The 26,622-nt window shown below is 48.0% G+C and carries 31 protein-coding genes and 1 pseudogene; 17 read left to right on the top strand and 15 right to left on the bottom strand.

Going from position 1 to position 26,622, the window contains the following annotated elements:
- Positions 1–3 precede the first annotated feature (3 nt).
- From AB432_RS26295 to AB432_RS26250, 11 genes are all read left to right on the top strand, one after another.
- Positions 4–252, top strand: coding sequence for a hypothetical protein (locus AB432_RS26295; RefSeq protein ID WP_048034812.1), 249 nt, complete (start codon positions 4–6; stop codon positions 250–252).
- Positions 252–686 (top strand): DUF2634 domain-containing protein, encoded by a 435-nt coding sequence (locus AB432_RS26290; RefSeq protein ID WP_048034811.1) that lies wholly within the window; start codon positions 252–254, stop codon positions 684–686. Before AB432_RS26295 ends, AB432_RS26290 begins: the two co-directional genes overlap by 1 nt.
- A complete protein-coding gene (locus tag AB432_RS26285) occupies positions 674–1,489 on the top strand; it encodes a baseplate J/gp47 family protein (protein WP_048034810.1) in 816 nt (271 codons plus the stop codon). Before AB432_RS26290 ends, AB432_RS26285 begins: the two co-directional genes overlap by 13 nt.
- The gene (locus AB432_RS26280) at positions 1,486–2,130 is read left to right on the top strand and encodes a putative phage tail protein (protein ID WP_048034809.1); all 645 of its coding nucleotides are present in this window, start codon (positions 1,486–1,488) and stop codon (positions 2,128–2,130) included. The genes AB432_RS26285 and AB432_RS26280 overlap by 4 nt, the downstream gene beginning before the upstream one ends.
- A 3-nt stretch (positions 2,131–2,133) precedes the next feature.
- Positions 2,134–2,439, top strand: coding sequence for a hypothetical protein (locus AB432_RS26275; RefSeq protein ID WP_048034808.1), 306 nt, complete (start codon positions 2,134–2,136; stop codon positions 2,437–2,439).
- Complete coding sequence (locus AB432_RS26270) at positions 2,440–3,681, top strand: hypothetical protein (RefSeq protein ID WP_053079630.1); 1,242 nt, start codon at positions 2,440–2,442, stop codon at positions 3,679–3,681.
- A gap of 15 nt (positions 3,682–3,696) precedes the next feature.
- The gene (locus AB432_RS26265; protein WP_048034807.1) at positions 3,697–4,752 is read left to right on the top strand and encodes a hypothetical protein; all 1,056 of its coding nucleotides are present in this window, start codon (positions 3,697–3,699) and stop codon (positions 4,750–4,752) included.
- Positions 4,749–5,048, top strand: coding sequence for a hypothetical protein (locus AB432_RS26260; protein WP_048034806.1), 300 nt, complete (start codon positions 4,749–4,751; stop codon positions 5,046–5,048). The genes AB432_RS26265 and AB432_RS26260 overlap by 4 nt, the downstream gene beginning before the upstream one ends.
- Before the next feature lie 29 nt (positions 5,049–5,077).
- Entirely contained in the window at positions 5,078–5,224 is a 147-nt protein-coding gene (locus tag AB432_RS30605; RefSeq protein ID WP_162630271.1) for a hypothetical protein, read from the top strand.
- A 134-nt stretch (positions 5,225–5,358) separates the two neighbouring features.
- Positions 5,359–5,814, top strand: coding sequence for a phage holin family protein (locus AB432_RS26255; RefSeq protein WP_048034805.1), 456 nt, complete (start codon positions 5,359–5,361; stop codon positions 5,812–5,814).
- A 6-nt stretch (positions 5,815–5,820) separates the two neighbouring features.
- Positions 5,821–6,657, top strand: a complete 837-nt coding sequence (locus AB432_RS26250; protein ID WP_048034804.1) for an N-acetylmuramoyl-L-alanine amidase — start codon at positions 5,821–5,823, stop codon at positions 6,655–6,657.
- A gap of 45 nt (positions 6,658–6,702) precedes the next feature.
- On the opposite strand, the gene AB432_RS26245 is transcribed toward AB432_RS26250, so the two are convergent.
- From AB432_RS26245 to AB432_RS26235, 3 genes are all read right to left on the bottom strand, one after another.
- Positions 6,703–7,206, bottom strand: a complete 504-nt coding sequence (locus AB432_RS26245; RefSeq protein WP_048034803.1) for a S4 domain-containing protein — start codon at positions 7,204–7,206, stop codon at positions 6,703–6,705.
- 370 nt (positions 7,207–7,576) lie between these two features.
- Positions 7,577–8,314 carry a hypothetical protein gene (locus AB432_RS26240; protein WP_235617555.1) on the bottom strand — a complete coding sequence of 246 codons (738 nt, stop codon included), beginning with the start codon at positions 8,312–8,314 and terminating at the stop codon, positions 7,577–7,579.
- The gene (locus AB432_RS26235) at positions 8,311–8,910 is read right to left on the bottom strand and encodes a tetratricopeptide repeat protein (RefSeq protein ID WP_235617554.1); all 600 of its coding nucleotides are present in this window, start codon (positions 8,908–8,910) and stop codon (positions 8,311–8,313) included. Before AB432_RS26235 ends, AB432_RS26240 begins: the two co-directional genes overlap by 4 nt.
- On the opposite strand from AB432_RS26235, the pseudogene AB432_RS26230 reads away from it, so the two are divergent.
- A pseudogene (locus AB432_RS26230) lies at positions 8,873–9,222 on the top strand (BclA C-terminal domain-containing protein). The gene AB432_RS26235 and the pseudogene AB432_RS26230 overlap by 38 nt on opposite strands.
- A 147-nt stretch (positions 9,223–9,369) precedes the next feature.
- Positions 9,370–10,512, top strand: coding sequence for a sensor histidine kinase (locus AB432_RS26225; protein ID WP_048034802.1), 1,143 nt, complete (start codon positions 9,370–9,372; stop codon positions 10,510–10,512).
- A gap of 85 nt (positions 10,513–10,597) precedes the next feature.
- Here the strand turns inward: AB432_RS26225 and AB432_RS26220 are convergent, their stop codons facing one another.
- From AB432_RS26220 to AB432_RS26190, 7 genes are all read right to left on the bottom strand, one after another.
- Complete coding sequence (locus tag AB432_RS26220; RefSeq protein WP_048034801.1) at positions 10,598–11,638, bottom strand: acyltransferase family protein; 1,041 nt, start codon at positions 11,636–11,638, stop codon at positions 10,598–10,600.
- Between the two features lie 189 nt (positions 11,639–11,827).
- Complete coding sequence (locus AB432_RS26215; protein ID WP_048034800.1) at positions 11,828–12,136, bottom strand: hypothetical protein; 309 nt, start codon at positions 12,134–12,136, stop codon at positions 11,828–11,830.
- Between the two features lie 84 nt (positions 12,137–12,220).
- Positions 12,221–12,427, bottom strand: a complete 207-nt coding sequence (locus tag AB432_RS26210) for a cold-shock protein (RefSeq protein ID WP_082196001.1) — start codon at positions 12,425–12,427, stop codon at positions 12,221–12,223.
- A gap of 153 nt (positions 12,428–12,580) precedes the next feature.
- Complete coding sequence (locus tag AB432_RS26205; RefSeq protein WP_048034799.1) at positions 12,581–15,469, bottom strand: ATP-binding protein; 2,889 nt, start codon at positions 15,467–15,469, stop codon at positions 12,581–12,583.
- Complete coding sequence (locus AB432_RS26200) at positions 15,466–15,828, bottom strand: response regulator transcription factor (RefSeq protein WP_048034798.1); 363 nt, start codon at positions 15,826–15,828, stop codon at positions 15,466–15,468. Before AB432_RS26200 ends, AB432_RS26205 begins: the two co-directional genes overlap by 4 nt.
- 12 nt (positions 15,829–15,840) lie before the next feature.
- Positions 15,841–17,463 (bottom strand): response regulator, encoded by a 1,623-nt coding sequence (locus tag AB432_RS26195; protein ID WP_048034797.1) that lies wholly within the window; start codon positions 17,461–17,463, stop codon positions 15,841–15,843.
- Positions 17,464–17,574: 111 nt separating this feature from the next.
- Positions 17,575–18,054 carry a hypothetical protein gene (locus AB432_RS26190; protein WP_048034796.1) on the bottom strand — a complete coding sequence of 160 codons (480 nt, stop codon included), beginning with the start codon at positions 18,052–18,054 and terminating at the stop codon, positions 17,575–17,577.
- A gap of 79 nt (positions 18,055–18,133) precedes the next feature.
- Between AB432_RS26190 and AB432_RS26185 the strand changes: the two genes are divergently transcribed.
- Complete coding sequence (locus AB432_RS26185) at positions 18,134–18,337, top strand: YwbE family protein (protein ID WP_048034795.1); 204 nt, start codon at positions 18,134–18,136, stop codon at positions 18,335–18,337.
- A 53-nt stretch (positions 18,338–18,390) separates the two neighbouring features.
- Here the strand turns inward: AB432_RS26185 and AB432_RS26180 are convergent, their stop codons facing one another.
- From AB432_RS26180 to AB432_RS26170, 3 genes are all read right to left on the bottom strand, one after another.
- On the bottom strand, positions 18,391–18,816 hold the full coding sequence (locus tag AB432_RS26180; protein WP_048034794.1) for an NUDIX domain-containing protein: 426 nt from the start codon (positions 18,814–18,816) through the stop codon (positions 18,391–18,393).
- 113 nt (positions 18,817–18,929) lie between these two features.
- On the bottom strand, positions 18,930–19,487 hold the full coding sequence (locus AB432_RS26175) for a cysteine hydrolase family protein (protein ID WP_048034793.1): 558 nt from the start codon (positions 19,485–19,487) through the stop codon (positions 18,930–18,932).
- A 215-nt stretch (positions 19,488–19,702) separates the two neighbouring features.
- Positions 19,703–20,251, bottom strand: a complete 549-nt coding sequence (locus tag AB432_RS26170; RefSeq protein WP_048034792.1) for a GbsR/MarR family transcriptional regulator — start codon at positions 20,249–20,251, stop codon at positions 19,703–19,705.
- A gap of 260 nt (positions 20,252–20,511) precedes the next feature.
- On the opposite strand from AB432_RS26170, the gene AB432_RS26165 reads away from it, so the two are divergent.
- Genes AB432_RS26165 through AB432_RS26155 form a run of 3 tightly spaced genes read left to right on the top strand, consistent with a single transcriptional unit; the run spans position 20,512 to position 23,524 of the window.
- On the top strand, positions 20,512–21,738 hold the full coding sequence (locus tag AB432_RS26165) for a quaternary amine ABC transporter ATP-binding protein (RefSeq protein ID WP_048034791.1): 1,227 nt from the start codon (positions 20,512–20,514) through the stop codon (positions 21,736–21,738).
- A complete protein-coding gene (locus AB432_RS26160; protein WP_048034790.1) occupies positions 21,735–22,580 on the top strand; it encodes an ABC transporter permease in 846 nt (281 codons plus the stop codon). The genes AB432_RS26165 and AB432_RS26160 overlap by 4 nt, the downstream gene beginning before the upstream one ends.
- Positions 22,581–22,597: 17 nt before the next feature.
- On the top strand, positions 22,598–23,524 hold the full coding sequence (locus AB432_RS26155) for a glycine betaine ABC transporter substrate-binding protein (RefSeq protein WP_048035964.1): 927 nt from the start codon (positions 22,598–22,600) through the stop codon (positions 23,522–23,524).
- 54 nt (positions 23,525–23,578) lie between these two features.
- Here AB432_RS26155 and AB432_RS26150 read toward each other — a convergent pair whose 3' ends face one another.
- Both AB432_RS26150 and AB432_RS26145 read right to left on the bottom strand, forming a co-directional pair.
- Positions 23,579–25,000 carry a DUF1254 domain-containing protein gene (locus tag AB432_RS26150; RefSeq protein ID WP_048034789.1) on the bottom strand — a complete coding sequence of 474 codons (1,422 nt, stop codon included), beginning with the start codon at positions 24,998–25,000 and terminating at the stop codon, positions 23,579–23,581.
- Between the two features lie 94 nt (positions 25,001–25,094).
- Positions 25,095–26,579, bottom strand: coding sequence for an amidase (locus AB432_RS26145; protein ID WP_048034788.1), 1,485 nt, complete (start codon positions 26,577–26,579; stop codon positions 25,095–25,097).
- Positions 26,580–26,622: the final 43 nt, after the last annotated feature.

Genomic DNA, 26,622 nt, shown 5'->3' with positions numbered 1-26,622 from the left:
GGGATGCATTCCGTTATTGCAAAACTGAGAGGGTACTCACAGGACGGCATCGAGAACACGCGAGGGGAGTTCGGCAAGCTTTTGTCGCTGTCACCCTTGTCTGTAAAGCTGGACGAGGACCCGACCCCCTTGGAGCCGTATGAGCTGTCGGCTTTACGATCTGCCCAATTAAAGCCAGAGGATGTGGGTAAAAAAGTAGCCCTGTTGCGTTGCAACAACGAACAATACCTCCTGCTTGGGGTGGTGGAATGATGTTTCCGCAGTTGCAAGGGACAGAAGAGATATTGGCGCTAGGAACCGAATTACCGATTCCGTGGACATATCGGTTCGATTGGGAAACGAAGCAGCTGAAGCAGGGACCAGACGGCAGATATTTACGTACCAAAACGTACGTGGAGTACTTGGAGGAAACTGTAAAAAAGATCCTCCATACACGGCGGTTCCGCTATGCGATCTACTCGGAACGGTATGGTGTGGATTTTTTGTCAGACAAAGGGCGAATGCGGTCTGCGCTGTCCTTGTCCGTGATTAAGGCACAGGTGCAAGAAGCGTTGGAGGCGCACAGTGAGATTGAGCATGCGGAGGTGCTCGATATCCATTACGAGGGGAATCGGGTTATTTTGCATGTGGAGATTGCCGGGATGCGTGGATCGACGAGAATGGAGGTGGATGCATGGCAACGTTAGAGAAGCCTGAGATGCCGATACTTCGGGAGACGCCGGACCAGATTTATCAACGGATGACGAACAGAATGGCGAAATTGGCTGAGCAGCGAGGAGATACGCCACCTGCTACGGAGGAAGGGGAAATCTACTATGACTTGAGCTACCCGATTGCGGAGGAAATCAGCGATCAGCAGCAGCTTTTGGAATATGGCTTTCTCCAAAGATTCCTCCCTTGGGCGGACGGGAAGTTTTTGGACGCAATTGGCGTATTCTTTGGACTGCAAAGGAATGTGGCAGAAGAGGACGATGTCTACAGACAAAGGTTGATCGATAGGGCCCGAACAGAAGAAGGGGATGGACGCAAGCAAGACTATGAGCGTTGGACCCGAAATGTTGAGGGCGTAGGTGGAGCAATCGCCGTCGAGAAAGCGCGGCACGATCTGTCTATTGATGTGTACATTACGGACTTGACTGGTCAGCCAGCTACACCTGAGCTGGCACAGCAAGTACGGACGAAGCTGGAAGACAAGCGACGAGCACTGCACGATCTCCAAATCCATCCCGCAAAAGTGTTTCCGGTAGCCGTCAACGTGAAAGTGATTATACGTCCAGATGCCGATTTGGCAAAGATTCAAGAACAGATCAGCAAGCAAATCCAAACCTATTTAAAAGGGCGTTCGCAGATCGTATACCAGCAGATCGGTGCGCTCTTTTTCGTGGATGGCGTGACGGATTTTACAGGCTACACCTTAAATGATGGGGAAGTGAACTTGACGGTGCCTGCTGATTCTGTGGCGACGTTAACCGTGGTGGTGACGACATGATTCCAGAACGCTATCGGCGGATGCTACCGCCGCAATGGTATGAGAATGAAGTGGCGGAATACCACTTGGAAGGTGCGGGAACAGCGGTAGATGCTTTCCATTCTCAGCGTGAGGATATCCTGCAACAGTTTAGCCCATGGTCAGCAACCTGGGGACTGGATGTTTGGGATTGGATCTACTTTGGCAGTAAGCAATTGCAGTCCATTGAAGAGCGACGTAAAAACATTCAAAGAAAGCATTGGGCTCGGTCGCCATTTACTTTACCTGTACTAGAAGCAATGGGACAAGCTGCTGGAGAGCTAGAGAAAGTAACAGAGGATTTCCCGAATAAGGAGATCGTTTTCGAATTCTCAGCGGAACAACCAATTAATGCTGTTGAATTGTCCAAGGACTTTGAGTGGGTTAGGCCTTTGCATGTCAACAGTAGCAGGGTGGCAGTTAACAGCAGAGGTGAAGATATCCTTATTTCGGCACCAACTCGTTTTATTGAGGTTGAATATCCAATCTGTGGGATGTTCTATCCTGAAGACGACATGGAAGGACGCATTTTCCGAGAAACGGTGCAGGTTGCTGAGGCTACCCGCTTTCATGCGGTGAACTATCCGCTAACAAACATGATGTATCCAGAAGGGGAGGTGTAAGGCTTGGCTATCATCCAAAATCGGTTACTAGAATTGTTGCGAGATGATTTAAGTAATCAGATTAAAGGGGCATTGATTAACGTAGACGGTACGCTACGATCTTATCCGATCTACAAAACAATTAAAAATGGCTTCAAAGTAACCAAATATATCTACTTAGACGATGTACAGGCACAAGGGCGCATTCAGTCGGCGGTATTAGTGGACAGTGAGGGCAATGCTCTAGCAATGAAAAACATGCAGGTGGTAAAGGGTGACAGCGGGCTTTTGGTTGCTTTTGAATTTTCTCTGGAAGTGAAGGTGGTATAAGTGGCTTATCAAAAGACGACCTGGGTTGACCATATTGTTGACCCCGTAACAGGGGATGTTGTACAGCAGGGAACAAAGGTAACGGCAGCACGGATGAATAAAATGGAGCAGGGGATTACTGACGCGCAAGTACTTACTGAGGCTTTGGCGCAAACAGTGATTGGTAGTCCCGTGGTTTCAGGATTGGAGTTTTCAGCAAGCGGATTAACAGCTCAATGGACAGCAGGGGTGGCCTATGTAAATGGTGTGCGTTTTGGAGTGAATTCGGGGAGTATTAAGTTAAGTGCCACGCAAGGTCAGTATATTTACTTGGATTCTGATGGTGTGGTGAAAAACACGACATCTCAGGCAACAGCCGATGCTAAATGCAAATTGTGGTACTTTGCCACCGATGCGAGTTCTATCATTACTTCGGTTGACGGGAGAAACATCGTGTCGAAGGATATGTTTGTTAAGCAAACAGAAGTAGGTACGAGTGGAGCAAACAAAATACCTCGATTGGATGCCCAAGGCAAAGGAGCTTTTAGTATTACTGGTGAGGCTGCAGGTACTCAGGCGAAACTGGATGCTCATACGGGAGCTGCCGATCCGCACACACAGTACGCGAAAAAGACCGGGGACATTGCGATCAGAGTTGCAAACACAGCTCCGGCATTCCAATTGTTCGACACAGATGGTACGGCAGACAAACGATTAGTAAATATCGTAAGCGATTCAGGTATGGTTGCTTTTCACTTGTTGAAAGACGACGGACAATGGGACAAAAGTCTATTGACGTTAAATTTCAACGGGATTGTCGATATTGGAGATCAATTTGTTGTAAATACCAAAGAAATTCAGTTCAAAAACGGAACGAAAATAGCCGAAGAGTCCAACATAAGATCATTGTTCGCCGCAAATGGAAATCGCTTCGATGTGGTTAGCGAGGACGGACGGAGATTCTTAATGGATTTGGACGAAAATTCGGCGTCGGCTCGTTTTATGAGATTCGATATGCTGGGTTTGAACAAGACTGTCCGAAGTCTCAAGGATGCAAACGGAAAATTCCGGCAAGTTGATTACTACAGGACGGACGGGACGACGCTTTTTATGCGGACGATCTTGAACGGTACGCCGGATGAAAACGGAAACTACCCGTCGATGACGGTCAAGCGATATAAGGATGATGGAGTGACAGAGGCATACTCCAACAATTTACCACTCGCTTACGATGGCGACGGAGATTACACATCATTCGGATGAAAAGGAGGGAAAATAATGAACGTTGCTAATTTACTAACATCTCACGGAGTCGGAAGTGGAGGGTTTCACAAAAACAGCTTCGTCCCTTTAGGAAATGCCGGAATAATGTCAGAGAGGGTCACGACCTTTTCGAGCGGATCAACCCCTCTCAATGGTGGTTTGGTAATGGATAATGCAGGTAATATTTACACCGTTGATCAGACTAGAACACTAAGGAAACATAGAAAAATTGGTGCTATGCTCCTCTCCATTACACTACCGCCTGAAATGAATGTGCCCACAGAAATACGAATGGAGTACATCCCGTCGCTAGATAGAATTTTTTGCTTTGATCGATTTAGGCTTATGGTATTGGATTCCTCATTGAATATACTTTACAATCAACCATTCCCCGATCAACCGAACAGGATGGGCTGGATTATTTATGCCATTCGCGGAAAGTATTTGTATCACGTTATGAGTAACAACCAAGGGCCGGGGTGCAGAATGCAAAAGTTTGACTCAGAAACATTGGCCTATGCATTCGATAACTATAACCCTACAACGATCTTGATATCTGGTTATTCGACGCTCGAAGTTGATAACGAAGAAAATTTTTATGGAATTGGAAATAGTCAGTTACACAAGTATAGCAAGCTGGGTAATAAATTGTGGTCGGCACCGATTGCCAACGCCCCATATATTTACTTCGACAAAACCGTTGGTCAGTTGTACGTTGTTACGGGCTCAGGACAGATCGCAACTGTCGATCCATCAACGGGTGCCGTCACATACCTAACCACTATCAAAGATATATCTGTCAATGGGTTAAATTCGTTTAGGGCTGGAGGGAGTGTGGAAAGTAATGGGATAAGGTTGATGAAATACAGTTCCGGAAACTCTTACTCCCCCTCAATGATGTCGGTATATAAAGATAGTGAGTTGTCAGCGTCAATAGACGTAGCGCGGCTCGCTAACATTACCCAATCGAGCAACTTGCACTCCGTTGTATTTAACAAAGGTAATTTTGCCGCCGTTTTCCAAGATTCGAATCAAATCACTTTATTCAGAGCAGGAGTGAAAATACTATGATTTATGTACTGTACACGCCGGAAACAGGTAAAACGGTTGTAAACCATGACAGGATTGCTTATAACGATGAGGTTTTCGCGGAAATGGCTTACGAGGGTGATTTCCTCAAAGTTAGCTCTATCCCGACACCAGAGAACATCCCACAAAAGAACGCCATTTTGAAGGTCGACACAGCAGCAAAAAAACTCGTATACGAGTACGTAGACCGCCCATTGACGCAAGACGAGAAGATCGAGCAACTAGAAGCCAAACTAAAAGCAACGCAGGACGCGCTAGACGCTATCTTGCTTGCATAAGAATAAGATAAAACAGGAGGGGATAATTCATGACAAGCAAACTGTACAACTACTGCAAAATGCGCTGGGAAGACGGAGTTTGGACAGAGGCTGAATTGACAATCGCAGTCACCAAGAAGCACATCACAGATACAGAAAAAACAGAGATCATGACTCAACCACAAAAAAGCATGTAAGGCGCCTTATCCTACTCAGGAGAGGCGCTTTTTCATGGAAAAAACTCAGCTATCTATCACGAAGACCAACATCTCGCCCCGTTCCTAGCGGGGCTATTTTTCCTTCATAACGGATTAAAAGGAGGAGACACACCATGAAACCCCTACACAGCCTAGAAAACATCGCAACCCCAGCAAACGCCTGGGCGACAACAGCAGGTGCAATCGTGTCGCCCGCCTTTCACTATCTATACGGTACCAACCGCCAAGACATCCTTATCGTCCTCTTCTTCCTAATCGCCCTCGACTGGATCACAGGCATCTCCGCCGCCAAAAAAGACCAATCCTACTCCTCCGACTACGGCCTCTCCCGAATTCTCCGCACCCTGTTCCTCATGGCCCTACCAGCCGTAGCCAATCTCCTGGACCACGTCATGGGCACCCCAGGCTTTTTATTCTACGGCGTCACCTTCGGCCTCATCTACCACACGTGGACAAGCCTGACCGCAAATGCCCACCGCGCAGGCTGGCCGATGCCCAAATCTATCGAGAGATTAGTCAGTGCCGAAATCAAGGCAAAGGCTGAGCGAGCCAAACGAAAGGAGTCCTAATAAACAATGAAAATCACCGAGATGCTTTTGACCAACGTAAATTCCCGCCCCAAAAAGAAGATCGTCCCAAAAGGAGTCGTCATCCACTGGACGGCCAACGAACGCAGCGGTGCAAATGCCGTCGCAAACCGAAACTACTTCAACAGACCAACGACAGTAGCGAGCGCCCACTACATCGTGGATGACAAACAAATCATTCGCTGTCTGCCTGAGGACGAGATGGGCTACCACGTCGGGGCGAAAACTTATTCACAGGCCGCCTTGACCAAATTGAGCAACTATCCGAACAACTGCACGATTGGGATTGAAATGTGCGTCAATGCAGATGGAAGCTTTGCGAAAATGTACGAGCAAACGGTGGCACTGACCGCGGATATCTTGAAACGACATGGCTGGGGAGTCGAGCACCTGTGGCGTCATTACGACATTACGGGGAAAAACTGCCCGGCCTTTTTTGTCGTCAATACGACCGCGCAAAATTATACGGGAATGTCAGCGAAGGACGCATGGGCAAAGTTTCAACAGGATGTCCACAGGTTTCTCACAGCTTATCCACAAAAACCACAGCCTGATGTGGATAAGTGCGCGGTTGAACTGACACTTACTTCCACAGGGAAACTAATCGATGATGTATCCTATGTACCCATCCGGATGATTGTGGAGGCAGTTGGCGGATCAGTGGAATGGGAGCCTTCCACGCAAAAAGTGACCGTAAACGGAAAGGAAGTCTCCTATGTAAACGACCAGGGAACTACTTTTGCGAAAACAAGAGAGCTGGCTGACTTGCTTGGATTGCAAGTGGAGTGGGACGAGCCGAGAAAAGCGGTCGTATTGAAGAAATAAAAGAAAAGCCGCAGATTTCGTCTGCGACTTTTCCCATACATACTTTTACTCAATCAAAATCTGAATGATATCCGCTGCACTCAAGACAGCGCTTGGCTTCGTTTGCTGCTCATTCAGGCGAATGTGACCGTCCTTGATTTTGCGGACAATCTCGCTGCGGCTCCAGCCTTCTATCTGTTCAGACAGCAGCTTGTCGAGTCTGAACCGAGCCTCTGCGCGCTCAATCCGAATCGTCACTTCCTGAACGCCTTTTTCCTGGTATTCATGCAAGGGGAGAGGAGGGAGCGGCGAGATTTCTTCGCTGAACTCCGTATCTGGTACCTCCCGATGATCTGTAAAGGCTTTGTAGATGGCCAGCTTTTCGTTCCACGTATGATTTTTTTCACATTTATAGATAGCGAAGCGATAGATGTTTTTGCCATTTGCGTTGTGGCGCCGGACGTTTGTATCGAAAAAGAGAACGGTTCGCCCGCAATTGCTGCAATATCGCCGTACTGGCTGATTTTCATGATTTTCACGTAGTACCCACGTATGCTCGATGGTATGCATGGTCCTTCACCTCGTGTAAAAAGTGAAAGGAACGCACTTGCTATTTGGATGTCCTGTAGGGTAGGCCTTTTTTGGAACACAAAAAAACGGAGATTCCCCATAGCGAACCTCCGATAGGATCTACACCTACAGATTTCGTTACGTTCCTTTGTAATGGGAAAAAAGGGCAGACTGCTCCTGTGCGAAAAACCGTTTGTTTTCCGAAGGGCAAGCTATCCAGTTTTTTAGGCCATTACAAAGTAGTTGTTGGCATACGTAGTTACCGTACCTTTCCATCCAAATAGACGTGGCACCAGCATACCATATAATGGGTTAGTTTCCAAGGGGGATCGTATTGTTGATCACAGGAGGGCGGAGCCGTAGATTTGCTTCATCCAAAAAGTGACAAGCCCAAAGCCTGAGCCCGAATGCAGAAATGACGGTCCTCTCCCCAGAAGCTCAGATTTGGTATTTGCTTAAAGCTGACGCCAGCATGCAGTGCTTTTCTGCGGATGAGGGTGCACCCCCCTAAACCACCTACCTCATATACGCCGGGGACACGGAGTTGTCCGTAGAAGGCGTACTTCCGCAGGTATTGCTCTTCTAAGGAAATTTGTTCATTGCGAGCGCATTCGAATTGGGTGTATTCATCTTTGAGCCACACCTGAGGGACAGGGACGGTATCTGGTGTCCAGCTCGTCCAGAAGATTTCAGATATGATCTCTTTTTCAAAGGCAAGCAAAACTTCCAAAGTGGTTGGCTGGATAAGCAAGTCCGAATCGATGAGGAAAAGGGCATCGTAATCTTGGTGTTTGGCGCGGGCGATCATTTCGTCCTTGAATCCAGCGACCTTCCAAACGAGTGCGTCGCTCCAGAAATGGGTCGCCTCATCGCATGTATAAGGATGGAGGCTGCCAGCAGCGGGGATAATGTCGACCTGTCCCGTGTGTTTATCTGCAAAGTTTTGAAGCATTTTGCTCGAAAGCGGATCGTTATTGTCATCTACGAACAAATAGTGCAACGTCAAGCTTGAACTCGATAGCCTTTCTAACGAAAACAAAAACATCCGGAGAACATCTGGTTTCTGACAAACTGGACTTCCGATTAGCACGCGCGTTTTCACGCTCATAGCACCACCTCTCGCTTTTGTGCGAAGTACGAAGCATGTATGGAGCTCGCTGTGTAATCGTAGACAAGGGATTCATGTGCCTTCCCCATGCGCTCCATGCATCGTCCCAAATAGTGAAAAGCGTAAAAGCTTCCCATTCCTTGTTCACTAAAATGCTCCCACTGAGTGTCCCCGATCTCGAAGCAGTACTCGAAAGCTTTTACCGCCTCGGCATACAGACCATGCTCCATCAGGAAAACGCCTTTGTAAAAATGAAGGTCTACGTAATTGGGGTAGATTTGAATAGCTCGTGCAATTCCCGGCCATGCTCCGCGCATACTGCCATGTTGGAAAAGAATATCGAATTTCAGCTTGTAGCAAATAGACGGAGGAGGTTGTTTGGTGGTCAAGAAGCCTTTCATTGCTTGATTCACCAGTGTAAATGCATGCTCTAATTGTTTAGCGCGAAAAAATTCGTTTGCGATGTCGCCTTTGCTCGCACTTACAGCCTGACGAAGCACTCCCGGAGCCACAGGAGAAACCGGTCCCACCGAATCGACAGGTACAGTCTTCACCAACATCAACGCCTTCGGGGCCAATACTTCAGGATCACTCATATCCGTAGTCCTAGGAGGAACGAATATCCCTCTACCGAACAACCAGGTGTTAGCAGGTGGCATTACGGTGAATGCCCCAAATACGGTATTTACGGTTCCTTCGGCAGGGAACTACTTGATTTTGTATTCCATCAATACGACGGCTGCTTTACTGGTTAGCTCGAGGATCTTGCTAAATGGGACGCCATACACGCCAACGCTCCTCTCACCGCTGGAGCCACAATCACGCTGCAACTGTTCGGATTATTGGGAACAACCACCCTTCTGACAGGGGCTGGAGCGACCTTGACAATTATAAAAATAAGCACGTAGTAGGCAAAAAGGAGCTACGATAACAAGTAGCTCCTTTCCCCTTTCCTATTCTTTTTTATTAAAGTAGTAAAAATATTTAGTTAATTAACAGTGATGATAGTATAATAGGTTGGAAGGGGATTTGCCTATTATTCGGAGTGGGGATAGATGCCGATGGATGACTTGGCAGTATATTTGGACGAGCACGAGGCAATGATCGTAAAAGAATTTAAGCGACGAATTGCGGTTTCGGACGGTGATCAATACAAGGGATTGATCCATCTGAATGGCCAAGCACTGTATCGTATGGTTATTGAATATTTTCGTTCGGAAATCACTCTTGAGGATATTAAAGAATTGGCTTACAAGGTCGCATATGAACGAAACCGGGCAGAGACCAACATTGGCGATTTTGTTTCCAACGTGTGCATGGGCCGGGAAATGGTTATCGATCTTCTCCAAAAAGGTCCGTTTACGCCTGCCGTTTTGATGCCTGCCTTATTAAAAATAAACGAATGCTTTGATGTCTTTTTGGTACACGCTGTTTTTAAATACACCGATCTCAAGGACGACGATTTGGAAGAGAAGAAGTTATTTATCGAGCGTTCTCACAAAGACAGGCTCACGATCCTGGGGCAAATGGCATCGAGCTTCGTCCACGAATTCCGAAATCCACTTACTTCCATTATGGGATTCTCTCGTTTGTTAAAAGAAGATTATCCGAATCTCCCTTACGTAGAGATCATTGAAAATGAGCTGCGGCAATTGAATTACCGGGTTTCCCAGTTTTTGCTGGTCTCGAAAAAGGGAGCGGTTTATAAACAAATGGAGGTTTTTAGCGTTTGGGAGTTATTCGATGAGATTCTTTCCTTCCTCTATCCGAATATCGTTGACGTGAATGTGGATATCAAATGCAGTATCGATCCTACCTTTCAACTAAAAGGCTACAAGGATGAGATGAAGCAGGTGTTTATCAACATCATTTCCAATGCACTGGATGCGTTACATAAAAAAACAGGCGATAAGGAGATTGTCATTGAGGTGTCCCAAACGCCTGACAGGTCCTTGATTACGGTTTCCAACAATGGATCGCCAATTCCACCTGATCTGCTCTCGGTTATTTTTGAACCGTTTTTCACGACGAAGGAGCTCGGTACTGGAATTGGCTTATACGTCTGCAAAGAAATTATTGAGCGGCATGGGGGAACGATTACGTGCGAGTCTACTGATCAGTTGACGAAATTTTCCATGCAATTCAAGCCCTGTGACACATGTAAAAGTGGCTCGATGTCGATGAGCCATCCTATCTAACGGGACAAAAAAGCGACCTATCCATGAAGGCACGATCGTTAACAGACGTGCACCATGAATAGGTCATTTTTTGTGAAAAAGCTGTTTATTTGCTAGCCTGAAGCTGCCTGCGAGTTTGGCGTATGGTTTTGGAGATACGCTCCAGTTTGTTTACCAGCCAAACCAGCATGAGCGCCAACAGACAACTGCACCCAATAATCAGGAGCAAGTACAAGAGCGAGTACCACGTGTTTTCAAACAGCCAAGCGACCTCGCCGTATTTCGCAAACAGATAATCTTTGAACATGATCAAAAAAGCAGAGTGGAACAAGAAAATAAAATACGTCAGCCCTTTTCGAAACTTGATGTGCAAACGATCGACGCGTTCCAGAAAGAAGACCATGAGCACAAGAAACGACAGAAGCGTGGCGAAGACAAAAGTCAAATGCACAGCCACATACAGCTTGTTTGAGACAACAAAAAACAGCGCAGCCGCAGTGGAAACACCCGTCATCAGTGTCAGGATGGAACGGTTGTTTCGCAAAAAGGATAGAATCGATTCACGGTACCAATACAACACATGCCCCATGTACAGGGTAAAAATCCAGCTCGGGAGCATATGACGCGTGGTGAGCCCGAACCAGCCCTGATGGATGTAGTTGATGTACACGTACTGAATACCGAGCAGAATCCAAATGACAGACAAAATGTTGCGTTTGGTGATCACACGACGAAACAGATAGGCAAAAACGTAATACTGGCAAATCATAAATACAAAGTACAGATGGTCACCCGTTTTGCCTAAAACAATGTTCGTAAAGTCCTGGGCAGTTTGAGGCATCCCTTTTTTCAACAAGTAATGGTACAGGACACCAGAGACTAAATAAGGGACAAAAATATACAGAAGCTTCCCTGAAAAAAACTCGCGAGCAGTAGGGCTCTTGGCTTCAAAAGAATAAGCAGTCAAATAACCTGTGGCGATCGTCAACAGGACAGTGCCGTAGCGACTGATCTGATTGAGGGCCACGATCCAAAAGGGATCTGTAAAAGAAAGTGCAGAAGCCGTGAAATGACCGACTACAACGAGAAAACTTGAGAAGAGCTGGATGTAAAACAGAGATTTCAAGATTTTTGAATCTGTATACATTTCGATATTCTCCATTTCATCGTTTGTCGGCTGACGTTGTCGCTCAAACAATAAACTGTGAATGGTTTTATGATAATAAAGTTTTCTTTGAATTGTATTTGGACAGGGGAGGGGAGTTTTTGGAAAGGCAAAAAAGAAAGAAAGCCACACCCGCGCGCGTAGCTTTCGCACGAGTATGGCTTTCATACATTATTTCGGATTCTTTTTCATTTCATCGATGGTCTCACTGACCACAAACGCCAAATCGTCATTGCCAAACAGCGACAATACACCAAGGAGAGTCGCATCAGGAATGTCCTCTGCTTCTTCTTTGGGAACGGTATTGTCCAGCATTTGAGCGAGTAACGTATTTTCCCCTTGAGCGGGATAAGCGCGGTGGTATAATTCGCGTGCATCTAGACCGTGATTCACACACCATTGGGCAAAAACGAGAATCATCATGCCCTCGTCGCGCTGGTAGGCTTGAATCACTTGATCTTCCATTTCTTTTCGGTTCATGGGCATACTCCTCTAACATTCGTACGTCATGAGCTTATTGTAGAGAAGAGAAAGAATACCCGCAAGAAAAAAGAAAAGAAGGGCTCAAGAGTTCCGCCTGCTGCTGTGATTGGTTAGGACCGGCAGCATGCGCGTGTCTTTTACCATACGGGCATGGCAAAAGGGGCAGCTCGGGCTCTTATCAAAGGAAAAGTTATCTCTCATCCAGCACGTACAGCCCTCGTTACTGCACGTCCATACATCTGTTTCCTCTTCTTCGATTGGAACGACTGCTTTTTTTGAGAAATACACATGAACTCCTCCTTTGCAGGGCAAAAGTGCACAAAGTAACCTCTATTAATGTGTGATGGAAAGCTCATGAATATACCAAGATTTTCTTTGGTAGAAGGTAAAAAAAAGAGGCCGCGCTTTCATCGCCGCAGCCTCTTTGGTCCATTGTCATCTTTACTGTTCGTCGGGAATGAAGATCTGTCCCATTGCTTCATGATTCGTGATGGCCAGCAAAATCGCTTTCGACAAGGTATCTGGATGATAAGGCTTGATCAGATAGCCGGTTGCTCCCAGATCAAATGCCTTTTTCTTTTCCTCAAAAGCACTGGAGATCACGATCGGAATGGTCCGTAAATCCGGGTTGTTGCGTATCTCCTCAATGACCTTCCAACCACTCTCGCCGTCCTTCAAGATGAGGTCAAGGACGACAGCATCCGGCCGCAGCTCCTCGATTGCTGCTACTGCCTCAGAAGCCGTAGAGAAGGAATTGACGCGGAATCCAGAGCTCGTTAACTCATGACGCAACAGCTCGGTTAAGTTTAAATCGTCCTCGACGATCACAACGTTTCCGTTGCATTGACCAGTTGGAGAAACTGCCTCTTCACTTCCCGCTGGATAGCCAGGAGCCAAAGCGTTCTCAGCCAGTGGAAGAGTAACCGTAAATGTACTACCCTTGCCCAATTCGGACGTAACGGCAACTTCTCCATGGTGCATATGGACGATCTCCTGAACAATGGCGAGACCCAATCCTGTACCGCCGATCTCCCGGCGATCCGAGTTATCTACGCGATAAAATTTGGTAAACAGGTGAGGGATGGCTTCGGAAGGAATGCCTAGCCCTTCATCCTGGACCTCCACGAGCAAGTGATTCCCATCTTGTCGACAATCCACCCGTACATGACCACCATGCGGGGAGTATTTGATGGCATTACTGATCAGATTCACAAATACTTGACGCAGCTTGGCCTGGTCTCCATAAACAACAGTTCGCTCTGTTTGCAAATCGAGTTCAAATCGATGGAGAGGGGACTGGATTCGATAAAGTCCGAAAATATCCCGAATGACTTGATCAAGCGCAACATTCTCTAGCTCATACGTCTGTCTGCCGGATTCCATGCGCTGCAAATCCAAGAAATCGTTGATGAGCGCAGTCAGGCGAGTAGCTTCTTGATAAATGGTCGCTATGTACCGCTGTTGACGTTCGGGTTTGAGCTCTTTCGTTAACAGCAGCTCCGCAAAGCCAAGCACACTGGCGAGAGGAGTACGGAGCTCATGGCTGACCGTACTGACGAATTCCGATTTCATTTGGTCGATCTCGTATTCCTTGGTGAAGTCACGGTAGACGAGCAAGGTACTCCATTTCTCTTGATTCCGGTACAGTGGCTCTGCATAGAGCTGAATATAGCGTACTTGCGGTCCAGTCATCTGAAACACAATGCTGCCAGAAGGAATGGCATCTTCGTCTAAAACGACAGCTCTGACATACTGAATGAGGCGATCAGGCTCTGAGGTTCGACTCTGTAGATGGGAAAGGAACTGTTCCAAGTCAAATCCTTGCGAAGCGAGCTGATGGTCGTAGCACAAGAGCTCACAAAAATTTCGGTTCACTTGCAGTGTTTCTCCATTCGGATCAATGAGCTGAATGCCTTCTTGAACAGAATCGAGCATATCCTGTGTCATTTTGCGCTGTCGCTCTGTCTCTTCAAACATCGCGAGCTTGTCGAGCGCCAAGGAAATCTGCTTGGCGAGCCCGATGATGACTTGTAGCTCCTGCTCCGTGAATTTGCGATCGATACGGGAGAGGATGATACATGCCACAATAGTTTGATGTGCATCCAATACAGGAAGGTAGAGCTCGGAAGTTCGGGAAATTTCCTCCCTGTAGCCGCGCTCAGCGTCTGTACTTTCACGGATCAGGACATACGGCAGGTTCGTTTCCTTGATTCGCACGAGCGGACCGTCGTCCAATCCTTTTCGCAGTTGCTCCAGCACGTTCTGGGAAACACCAAAGCTAGCGGCATCCCTGTCAGTGTTCAACATGACGATAACACCTTTATCGGCATCCATGACTCCAGTTATATTGCGAATGATACTGGAAAGCAGCTCATCTTTATCCAACGTATTCGCCAAAGAGAGGATGAAACGGTTTTTCTTTTCCAAATACCGTTCGTTTTCTTCCATCTTGCCCAATGCTTCTTGTAGCTCTTCTTGCTGCATCATCAGTTCATCCTGCTGGGCTTGCAGTTCTTCGTTTTGCGCCATGAGCACTTCTTCTTTGGCCTGAATCTGCCTGATCAAATAGTCGAGGGAGCGGGAGAGCCTGCCGATTTCGTCAACCCTGTTCAAATCCTGCAAAAGAGGTGTAACGCCATTGGCAAACTGCTCGGCATTTTTGGATAGACGAACCAACGGCCTGCCGATATCCCGCGTAGTTTGAATGGTGACTACTACCATGATCACCAGCACCATCAGCGAGTACACGAGAAACCAGGTGCTTAGCTGTGACAACTCTTCGAACAGTAGTTGGTTTTTCGTATATAAAAGCTGATCGTGTTGTTCCTGATACCGCCCGGCGTATGTAAGCAGGTTGTTCACTTCCTGATTCACGCCACTGGCCGAAGCTTTTCGCAGGGATTCAAAGTCTCCGTTCTTTGCATAACTCGAAAAAGTAGGAAACACATTGGTGAAAAAGTTCGTGAAGAAAGATTCGATCGAAGCGACAAGCGCTTGCTCCTCATCATTGAGCGGAAGCTTCTTAAAATTATCCAGCGCTTGTTCCAGCTTCTTTTTCTCAAGAAATAGCTCATTGTACTCAGATGGGCTCAAGAAAGCGTAATAACCCCTTGCGCGAAAAAAGATCTGGTTCGTGTGCTCAGCGATGTCTGCGACCAAATTTTGTTTTTCCTTGGTATTGTATATCTCTGTCTGATAATGGGTTAATGCGTTGCTATTCAAATATTGAACGATGGAAGCGCCCACAATCAGAAGTGAAAGAAAAAGAAGCATCATCGCCATGAAGCGACGTGTGATGCTTTTTCTGATAAACGCCCAGAACCCCGTCATGCGAGCATTTCCTCCACTTTCCGGACAAGATCCATCGGGCTAAAGGGCTTCGGCATGAAGTCATCAGCACCAGCAGCACGCATTTTCTCCTGTTCGGCATGTTGACTTTTTGCAGAGAGGATCAGGACCTTGACTGCTTTTTTATCGTCCATCTGTTTGAGCTGCTGCAATACTTCAAAGCCTGTCAGCTTTGGCATCATATAATCTAAAATAATCAGGTCGTACTCATTTTGACCGATTTTTTGCAGGGCTTCCTCTCCATCGCAAGCGATATCGAGCTCGTGTCCCTCGTCTTCGAGCGTGTCGCCAATCAGCATGCGCAACACGGCTTCGTCTTCGGCCAGCATAATCATTGCCATCTTGCTACCTCCTTACAGCATTCGCTTAACCAGTCGCTTGATGCGGGCTTCCAGTTCGCGTGTACGGAATGGCTTGGTCATATAATCGTCAGCACCGAGCTGAAGGGCACGGACAATGTCTTGCTCTTCAGTACGACCCGTTAGCATAATCACCGTATATTTCTTGGCATTCGGCAAATTCCGGATTTTCTGGAGAACTTCGAGGCCATCCATCTGAGGCATCATCCCGTCTAAAATGATGAGATAAGGTTCTTGTCCCTGATGCCAGGTAGAGTCAAAGAATGCTGCTCCTTCTTCGTAAGTCTGGATGTCGACGTGCATCCATCCGTCAAAACTGGTCTGGATGGAATCGGCAAGCATCACGCGAATCATCGGATCGTCATCAATAATAGCGACTTTCAGTTTTACCTTAGGGGAGTCATGCGTCTCTGTGATATGAGCGGTTTCAATCCGGCGCCGCCCTGCATTTTTGGCAGCGTACAAAGCAGTGTCCGCAGCTTCTACCCAATACGTATGCGGTTTATGAGGATCATCAATTTGTACGATTCCACCGGAAAAACTCAATGAAAACGTTCCTTCAGGAGCATCGAACGTGAGCGAACAAAAAGCAGAGAGCATCTGCTCCAGGCGCATCTTTCCTGTTTGTACAGTCGTACGCGGCATCAGCAGGATAAATTCCTCTCCGCCGTACCGGAATAAAACATCATGTTTTTCCGCGCTCTGCCCGATGAAAGCAGCAAAACGAGTCAGCACCTCGTCACCGATTAGATGACCGTATGTATCATTGACCCCTTTGAAAAAGTCGATATCCAAAAATGCCAGTGAGAAAGGGGTGTTGGTTCGCTGGGCATCAGAAAGAAGCCGATAGTATGTATCAACAAAAGAATTGCGATTGTTGACGCCCGTGAGCTCATCCAAAAACAAGATACTGTTCATCCAGCGCTTCCGGCGAAGCTGGCGTTCGAGGCGTACGACAAGCTCTTCCATATCAAGCGGTTTGCACATGACGTCATCTGCGCCCAAACGATAGGCATTCAGACGGGTCTCCCGTTCGTAATCGATGCTGATGATGGTCGTAGGCACGTATTGCTTCTTTATTTTTTCGCTAATCGTCTGCATCACTTGAAAGCCGCCTGTTTCCGGGATGTTCAAATCCAGAATGAAGCAGTCAGGATTTATGTCGTGAAAATAGTCGAGAGCCTTATGAGGATAGACCGTTGCGATGACAGACCAATTGCGATTTTCTAAGTATTCCTTTAGATACATAAGCAGGGTGACGTCATCATCCAGGATGAGGACCAAAGGCTGTTGCTCACAAGGGGATTCCCGTTGGAGAGTGGGGTTCTCGATAAAAACTTCCTGTTCCGGGCGCTGTTCGTAACACAAGCCGATCAACTCTTGCAAAAACAATCGCCATTCACTTAGGGACCAATCCTTGGCAGGCATGTCATCCATTCGATCCAGAAGGAGCTGAGACAGATCAGACAAATCGGTCAATCCAATCGTCCCCGCAGTTCCCTTCAACGAATGGAGAAAACGATATAGATCATCATGAGAGACGGGAACCTCCTGGTCGTACCACGTCTCAATCTGTTTATGGATATTTGCAAGAAGCGTTTCTCTGTACTTCATCATGTCGTACCGTCCCCCTGTGTTGGGATGGCGCAAGCAGTCGGGTCGCTTGCGCCAGTTTGATCAAAACATCTACAATTTGGTATGGTACATGTAGCAGGGAGAAGGAAGGGCTTATTGTTGCAGGGAAAATCCTTCTTCAATCAGATATTGCTCTGCTTCCACGTACGATTCAAAGGAAGCTTCCAGGTTCATCCCGTGGTATACGTTCCACAGCGCGTCTTCCTGTTGCAGCAAGAGCGTGCGGTTTTGCTTGTCGACCCAAGTTTGCTCCAATTGTTCAGCTTCAGAAGTAGCCTTTGGCGCTGGTTCACGCTTGATGGAGAGGGATTGGATTGAAGCCTCGACTACCTTGCGCAGCTCGTCCGCCGAGAAATCACGGATATTGACATAGCCCTTGTCGTCTTTTTGGTAGCCCTTCAAAAACGCGGCAAACACAAAGCCGTTGCCGTTCGGATGCAGATGATAGACCACTGTCTTTTTGTCATGAAGGCTTTCCTCATAATGAAAATTAACCCGTTTCAGGGAGACGTCATTCCGAGTCAGTTGTGGAAAAGATTCAATAATCGCTAGTTTTTCTTCAAAAGTAAGCATGGATTCCTCCGGTGAGATGGATTTGTTTGTCGATTATATCATAGGTGGGACATAGAACGAAAAGAAGGAGAAGGGAAAAATGAACGGAAAAAATCGAAAAGACATCGCAGCAGGTCTTGAAGTCGAGATTGTATTGAAACAGGACCAACGCACTGGCAAGCGCACCCGTGGGATTGTCAAGGATATCCTGACGAACTCCAGTACACATCCTCATGGAATCAAGGTTCGTTTGACGGATGGACAAGTGGGGAGAGTGCAAGAGATTATCCAAAAAGGGAACTAAATTTCTTTACGAAAAAACGGACAGGCCACATGGGCAACTGTCCGTTTTGCATTTCATGAACGGTTCCGGTTTTGCAAATGCTCGATAGCTGGTACGGCAAAGCAAGCCAGATTCGACGGAAGTGCATCGAGCGAAAACCAGCGCATGTCGCCAATCGCCCCGCCTTCCTCTAAATTGCGTGCTTCTCCACTCAGGATCGTTACTTCGTAAATAACCGAAACCCAATGCTCGGCATTTTCCGGGCGGATGGTTTCTGCGGTGCACAGCAGGGCCTTTATCTCGACGTCGAGATTGACTTCTTCTTTGATTTCGCGGATAACACTCGTCTCCAGTTGTTCATAGGGATCAACTTTTCCCCCGGGAATGCTCCACGTATTTTTCTCTGGATCTCTGTTTCGTAATACCAGCAAAATCTCATTCTTGTCGTTTAGGATGACAGCTCCTACGCCCAATCTTGGTACAGTTATCGTAGTCGTCATGGTTTCTCCTTCGATAGGCAGATTCGTTTCTTCCATTATAGCAAGGTCCAATCGTTAGCCGGACAAAACAAGAAACCGCCTGAAGAGACGGTTTCGAGAGGTTTAGCAAAACGTTACCGGTAAGAATCATGGGTAGGGGCGAAGACATCCTCCGTTGATTCCCGCACCAAAATAAATGGCCCAATATTTCCTAATCCATGCAAGCATGTATTGTGATGGGCGATGATTTGCTCCGCTGACAGGACCTTATTGTCCGAGGTAGAGTGCCCGTCTTTGACAAGCGTCACATCATAGCCGAGTGTCGTCGCTTTGCGGCAGGCGCTGTCGATACAATACTCGGTTTTGCACCCCATGATGACAAGGTGGTTAATTCCGAGCGCTTGTAGCTTTTCGTGCAGGTCTGTTCCGTGAAACGAGTCTGTCGCTAGTTTTTGAACCACCGTTTCTGATGGCAGAGGGGCGATCTCAGGGTGGATGGCAAAGTCGTCTGAACCGACTCCTCCGACATCCGCATCCTGAACGTACAGCACAGGAATGTCCTTGCTATAGGCATCTTCTCTGACTTTTTTCAATGTTTGGACAAGTGTAGCCGGCTGAAAAACAGGACCAAATTGCCCTTCGATAATACCTACTTGCGCATCAATAATCAGTAGTGCTGTTTTCCGAATCAATTCATTTCCTCCTAGGTGAAAGGGGGCTAGTGCTGGTGCTCCCCTTTTTGGTTGTTTGGTACACGCACAGCTTTATAAGAACGTTGATTCATGTCCTTTTTCATAACTGACCACTCCTTTCATCATAGACGAGCGTGAATCCGCTCTGGATAATTGTACCACAAAAAAGACTCATTCCTATTGGAAGGAACGAGTCTTTTTCGATTGCGAACTTCTTATGATTCATTTTCCTTTTTCGGTACAAACTGAAAGATATCATGTGATTCGAAGGAGTCGATCAAACGGGACAGCCACAGATAATATTCCAACCCATTTTCAATACGCTTGATACTAAGGTCAACACGTTCCCTGACTTCTTCCGTAAGCTCTTCGGATTGCTGGAGTGCGCGAAGCTCAAGGAGAGACTTTTTCAAGGCGTGTACATTATGTTCACAGGCGTGTCGCCACTTCACGGAAAAGAGGTCGATGAAGTTCTGGTACCAATCCAGATTGACCTCGTAATGATCCTTCCGTGTCCCTTTTTTCCATATCTTTTCTACCATATTTAAGTCCATCAATGTGCGGACGCCAGTGCTCATGCTGGTTTTGCTCATGCCCAGTGCTTCGCCCATCTCATCGAGTGTCATTGACTTGTCCTGAAAGAGCAATGTGCCATACAGCAGTCCCGTTGACATGGTAATTCCATACAGATCCATGTTGCGAGCTAGCGTTTCAATCACGCGTTCCTGAGCTTTTTCGAGGATTTTTTCCTGATTGGTATCCATTTTGAAAAAAGCAGCTCCTCTAGTCATAGTAACCTGACTAGAATTGTACGTCTCCAAAAGAAAAAAGTAAATGGAGATGTTGTACAGTATATACGTGATAAACTGAGAATACAGGAAGTAAAGTACGTAAAGTTTTTTCTGAACGCTGAAAATGACGGATTATCATGCCTCATCCAGTTTGAGGTAAAAAAAACGGCTGGTTACAATTGTAAGGGTAAAGAACAGTCCGGATGCCGGGCGTAAAAGTTGGAGGTGACCATATGCCCAAGATCAAAGTAGAGAATTTGACCAAAATCTTTGGACGCCAACCCCAACGCGCATTGTCCCAGGTGAAGCAGGGGAAGACCAAGCAAGAAATCTTGAAGGAAACGGGTCTTACCCTTGGGGTGAATCAAGCGAGTTTTGAGGTGCATGCAGGCGAAATTTTCGTCATCATGGGGCTTTCGGGAAGCGGGAAGTCGACCTTGGTTCGATTATTGAACCGGTTGATTGAACCAACAGAAGGCAAAATCCTGATTGACGGTACGGATATCGTCAGTATGAACACCGAGCAGTTACAGGATGTAAGAAGAAAGAAGCTGGGCATGGTATTTCAAAAGTTCGCCTTGTTCCCTCACAGGACGGTACTTGAAAATGCGGAGTACGGTCTGGAGATTCAAGGGATGCCAAAGGCCGAGCGTGAGGCAAAAGCGAAAAAGTCACTCGCACTCGTCGGACTCGGCGGTTGGGAAGCAAGCTACCCGGATCAGCTGAGTGGCGGGATGCAGCAGCGTGTGGGTCTGGCCCGTGCACTCGCGAATGAACCCGATGTGCTGTTGATGGATGAGGCATTCAGTGCCTTGGACCCGTTGATTCGCAAGGACATGCAGGATGAGCTGTTGGAATTACAGAGCACCATGCAGAAGACCATTATTTTCATTACGCATGATCTGGACGAAGCATTGAAGATCGGGGATCGAATCGCTCTGATGAAAGACGGTGCGATCGTACAGATCGGCTCGCCGGAAGAAATCATGACCAATCCGGCAAATGAATACGTAGAACGCTTTGTAGAGGATGTGGATCGTTCCAAGGTATTGTCCGCCGAAAAAGTCATGAAGCGGGCAGAGACGATCACACTGGACAGAGGGCCTCGCGTCGCACTGCAAATGATGCGTGAGCGCGGTGTCTCCAGTTTGTACGTGGTGGATAAACGAAAAACATTGCTGGGTGTGCTGACGGCAGACGCAGTAAATGGAGCCAAGGAAGCAGGGCAGTCGCTGGAATCCGTGCTGCGAACCGAGGTGCCGACAGTCGGACCGCAGACGCTTCTCAATGAGATGTTTGACCTTGTCGCGTTTTCAGATATTCCCGTGGCGGTTACAGGAGAACAAAATCGTCTCTTGGGCGTGATTGTAAAAGGAGCCGTCTTGGGCGGGTTGGCAGGAAAAGTAAATCAACAAGTTCCAGAGCCAACGATTGAAGAGGGGCAGGTGAATCCATCATGAGTCAAAATCAACTTTTTCCGAAGCTGCCGCTCGACAGTTGGGTAGAAACGATTGTAGATGGACTGGAAGAGAATTTGGGCTTCTTGTTCGACTTCATATCAGCTGTAATCGGTGGAACCGTTGACTTGTTTTCGTGGATTCTAACAGGAATCCCGTTTTGGGCCCTGATCATTTTGTTTACGCTGCTGGCCTATCGCGCTGGCAAAGTGGCAATTGCTCTTTTTACCTTCATTGGACTTCTTCTGATTCAGAATCTGGGTTATTGGGAGCACTCAATGGAAACACTTGCGCTGGTATTGACGGCAGGTTTGATCTCGGTGATTATCGGGATTCCCGTCGGTATCTGGTGCGCGAAGAATGATTCCGTGCAAAAGGTCGTCACACCGCTGCTTGATTTCATGCAGACGATGCCGGCGTTTGTGTACTTGATTCCTGCCATCTTTTTCTTTGGGCTCGGTAAAGTACCGGGGGTTATCGCTTCTGTCATTTTTGCGATGCCACCGACGATCCGTCTGACCAACCTGGGAATTCGTCAAGTTCCTGCCGATCTGATCGAAGCTTCTGAGGCATTCGGTTCAACCTACTGGCAAAAGCTGACGAAGGTACAGTTGCCGATTGCCAAGACGACAATGATGGCCGGAATTAACCAGAGCATTATGCTCGCGTTGTCCATGGTCGTGATTGCCTCGATGATTGGGGCGAAAGGCTTGGGGGCAGACGTGTATCGTGCCGTGACACAGATCAAGATCGGTGAAGGTTTTGAGGCGGGTCTGGCCATCGTTATTTTGGCGATTCTGCTGGATCGTCTCACGCAAAGTGTTGGAAAGAGAAAAAACGCGTAGGAGGGGTTTTCATGAAAATGAAAAAAGGCACCTTGAAAGGGCTGGCAGTCGCACTCGGACTCAGTATGGTGATGGCAGGATGTTCAAACGCGGGTACACCGCAGGGAAATCAGCCTGCCGAGGGCAATACGGGTACGTCTGCACCGAATAGCGTTGGAGCACAAGTGGATCATAAAATTATCGGAATAGATCCTGGCGCTGGTCTGATGAAAGCGACGGAAAAAGCCATGAAAGACTACGATCTGAAAGATTGGGAACTCGTAGAGGGCTCGAGTGCAGCGATGACGGCAGCTCTGACACAAGCCTACAAAGACAAAAAGCCGATTATCGTGACAGGTTGGACACCGCACTGGATGTTCTCCAAATTTGAGATGAAATACCTCGAAGACCCGAAAGGCGTCTTCGGGAAGGATGAACAGATTCATACCATCGTGCGCAAAGGACTGAAGGAGGAGCACCCAAGTGCGTATGCGTTCCTCGACAAGTTTTCGTGGACACCCGCGGACATGGAAAAAGTGATGCTCGATATCGAGAGCGGCAAAAAGCCGGAAGAGGCAGCAGCCGAGTGGGTGAAAAACAATGAGGCTACCGTCAACAAGTGGGTAGAAGGCATTCAGCCCGCGGAAGGCAAAAAATTGACGCTCGCCTACGTCGCGTGGGATTCTGAGATCGCCAGCACGAATGTGGTGAAGACGGTCCTGGAGCAAAAGCTGAAATACAAGGTGGAGCTTAGCCAAGTAGAAGCCGGTCCAATGTGGGTAGGGGTATCAAACGGTGATGTGGACGGAATGGTAGCAGCATGGCTGCCTACGACGCACGCAGACTACATGGAAAAGCTGGGGAAAGACGTTGAGGACCTCGGTCCGAACCTGCAAGGAACCAAGCTGGGCTTGGCTGTTCCAGCCTACATGGAGATCAACTCCATTGAAGATTTGAAGAAGTAACAGACTCAATACAGAAGGCACCGCTCACGATGGGGCGGTGCCTTTTTTGCTGTGTTACGGTATAGGTTTGCTTTCCATGACAGCGGGCCAAGCTTGCTGTTTGTCCAGCGTGGCAGGCTCCGGTGCAAAGACCCGCAAAACGAGATTGAACTCGCCTTCAGGGAGCGGAAGCCAGTTGCCTTCCTTGCCTTTGGGAGGTTGCTGCTGCAAATACAGATCGAGGGAGCCATCGGGATTGTACGTAAGCGTTCCTGTATTGCTGCGAACCGATGCGCGTTCGGCCGCTGTTTTGGCTAAAAACAACTGGTTGTCATAGACGTTGATCGACCAGAATGCAGACGTCTTGGGAAGCTGTTCCTTTGTAAAATGCAGCAAATAGCTGTTGGCTCCCGTAAGCGGTTTTCCTGATCCATCTGTCAATGCACGATAATAGGCTTCCTCGCTCGGCACATTGGCTCCAATGCCGGAATAGGCGATAAAGGAACGGGCGAGAAACTGACTTCCATATGTGCCGATGGGGGAAAAGGAGCCCCATCCATTACGGAAGGCGGAATAGCCGGGCAAGCCATTTTGCACGATGGACGGGGCATCCTGTAAGGCACGCTGTAGGCCTGCAAGCTTGGCTGGACCGAGCGCGGAAGGATCAAAGCCTTTTTGGACATCGATCCCGGCTTGAGCGAACTGATCGAGCAAGACGCGATCACATTCGGGCGGAGGATTGCTCTGAATCCATTTCGTCATGACCTGAAAAAAGGAAAGGGATGACAGCACGTCAGGGGGAAGCGCTTCGGGAACATGTGCCGTTTGCAATTTTGGGTGGACAGGGGCAATCGCGATTTGTTTTTCAAACGAAACAGCCTGCGGCAAATCAGCCTCACCCTTTACCTCGACACGGCCAATGAGCCAGACGGTATTCGTAGGGGCGTAGATTACAGGTATATGAGCAGGGGTAGGCCCTTTCCATTGCGGGCTTGCAATGATGTATTGCCCGGCCTGCTGTTTGGTGGAACGATTGGAGACATTGCGAAACGTATTCGTATACGCATCCAGCATTTGCACGGTATAGTAGCGGTTTTGCGGATTGGCGGGGACAGTCAAGCGGACGGGCGTCTCTGACAAATCCAGCCATGCGCTCATATACAATGTATCGGAGTTCGGCGTCACAATATCCCGATAAGCTGGGGAAGCGAGTGTGTCCGCATAATAAAACTGGTTGATTGGCGCCCGATTTTTGACCATGGCTTCCATCGTTTTGGCGGACATCACTAATGGATACCCGTAGATGTATGCTTGAATGCCGAGCGAGTAGGCAAGCCTCTCCTGCGATTGAAGAAACGGCTTCGATTGGTATAGAGGTGACTGTTGGACAGTTGTAGTGTTTGTTGTCTCTTTTGCAAATGAGAGGCCCGACAGGTGAAGCGTCATGCAAAGCAGGGAAACGATTAGTGTCAGGCGCTTTTTCAATAAAGGAAGCATAAAGCCCCTCCTCATTACCAGAAATGGGGTTCGCACTGGTAGTGTTCTTCATAGGAAAGGGGCTTTATGCAAGTTGAGCTGGAATATTTTATTCTTAATGCGGCTCCACAGAAATTGCAGGCGCCCGCCACGCTGGGCAGGTCGCATACAATTTCGACGCTCCCTGTAGCAATTCCCTATCACGCCATCGCTTGCCCACACACTGTATGCCAATAGGAAGACCTTGCTCATCAAAACCTATCGGGATCGTCACGACCGGACTTCCTGTTACATTAAACAGACTCGTATAAAAAGTTGTAGCGGCCCAGTAGTTTTGCGGGTTCTCGTCTACGTACAGCGGTTTGGTGTAAAGCGGTTTGTAGCCCCACATTTTCGATTTTGCCATATGTGGGAAAGCTGTCGTGCAACTGACCGGACACAAGAACAAGTCGCAGTCTGCCATGAATTGCTCAAAGCTGCGAATGAGCTGCTCACGAATGGTTAAGACACGCATGTAGTTTTTGAACGTTAGTGGGATGAGCATGGTAGCCGAGGGAAGCTGGCGATAAATCGGCATCGTTATGAGATGAGCAATACCACGAATGAGTGGAGGTGTCGTAGAGTTTAACTCCGCGTCGATGATTTTTCCCCATGTTTCCCAAGCTTTGCGTACATCTAAGGGCGGTGTCGTCACTTGCTCTACGCGCATGCCTTGTTGCTCCAGCATTTCGACAAAGCGACGCAATTGATCACGAATGGCTCGACTCGTCGGGTAACCGGGTAGCTCCTCCATCCAGCGGATGTGCAGGGGCTGTTCCTTGATGGTAGGGGGCAAGACTTGTGGTCCATGAGGCAAGCCAGCGTTGCCGTTTCCACCACTAATGATGGAAAACGCCACTTCCAGGTCTTCGATTGAACGGGCTACAGGGCCATAGCAGGCCATGTGACGAGACGACCTATAATCAGACATTCCTTCAAAGCCGGGCATGTGTCCTGTTGCCGGAACGGCTCCTTCTGTCGGCTTCAAGCTGAACACACCACAATAATGAGCGGGGACACGCAACGATCCTCCGATGTCACTCCCGATATCCAAATAAGAAAGTCCCGCGGCAACCGCAGCTGCCGAGCCTCCGCTGCTACCTCCCGAAGTCCTCGCCTGATTCCACGGATTATTCGTCCGACCGTAAATATCGTTGTCTGTTTGGAGATCCATGAGCAGAGTAGAGACATTCGTTTTGCCAATCAAAACGGCTCCTGCCTGCTTCAGTCTGCGGACGATGGCTGCGTCATGTTGCGGAATGTAGCCTTTTAGAGGGGGGAAGCCAGAAGTAGTGGGGAGTCCGGCTGTGGCAAAGGAATCCTTGATTGTGATTGGCACCCCGTGAAGGGGCCCCCGAATGTTGCCTTCTGCCATTTCTTTGTCCGCTTGCTTGGCGGATTCGAGAGCAGCCTGCTCGTCATAAGCGACGATAGCATTCATTTTGTCATTAAGCGAGGCTATTCTTTTAAAGGTATGCCGGGTAGCTTCCTCGGCGCTTATTTTCCTCTCGCGAATCCAAGTGCCCATCTCCGTTGCTGTCAAATAGGTCAGTTCCTTCATTCGATTCACTCCTTTTCACACGTCCAGCGTACGACAGGAGAAC

It is taken from the genome of Brevibacillus brevis (assembly GCF_001039275.2).
Taxonomy (GTDB): Bacteria; Bacillota; Bacilli; order Brevibacillales; family Brevibacillaceae; genus Brevibacillus; species Brevibacillus brevis_C.
Note: the sequence above shows the minus strand (reverse complement) of the source record. Positions and strands in the feature narration are given on the sequence as shown.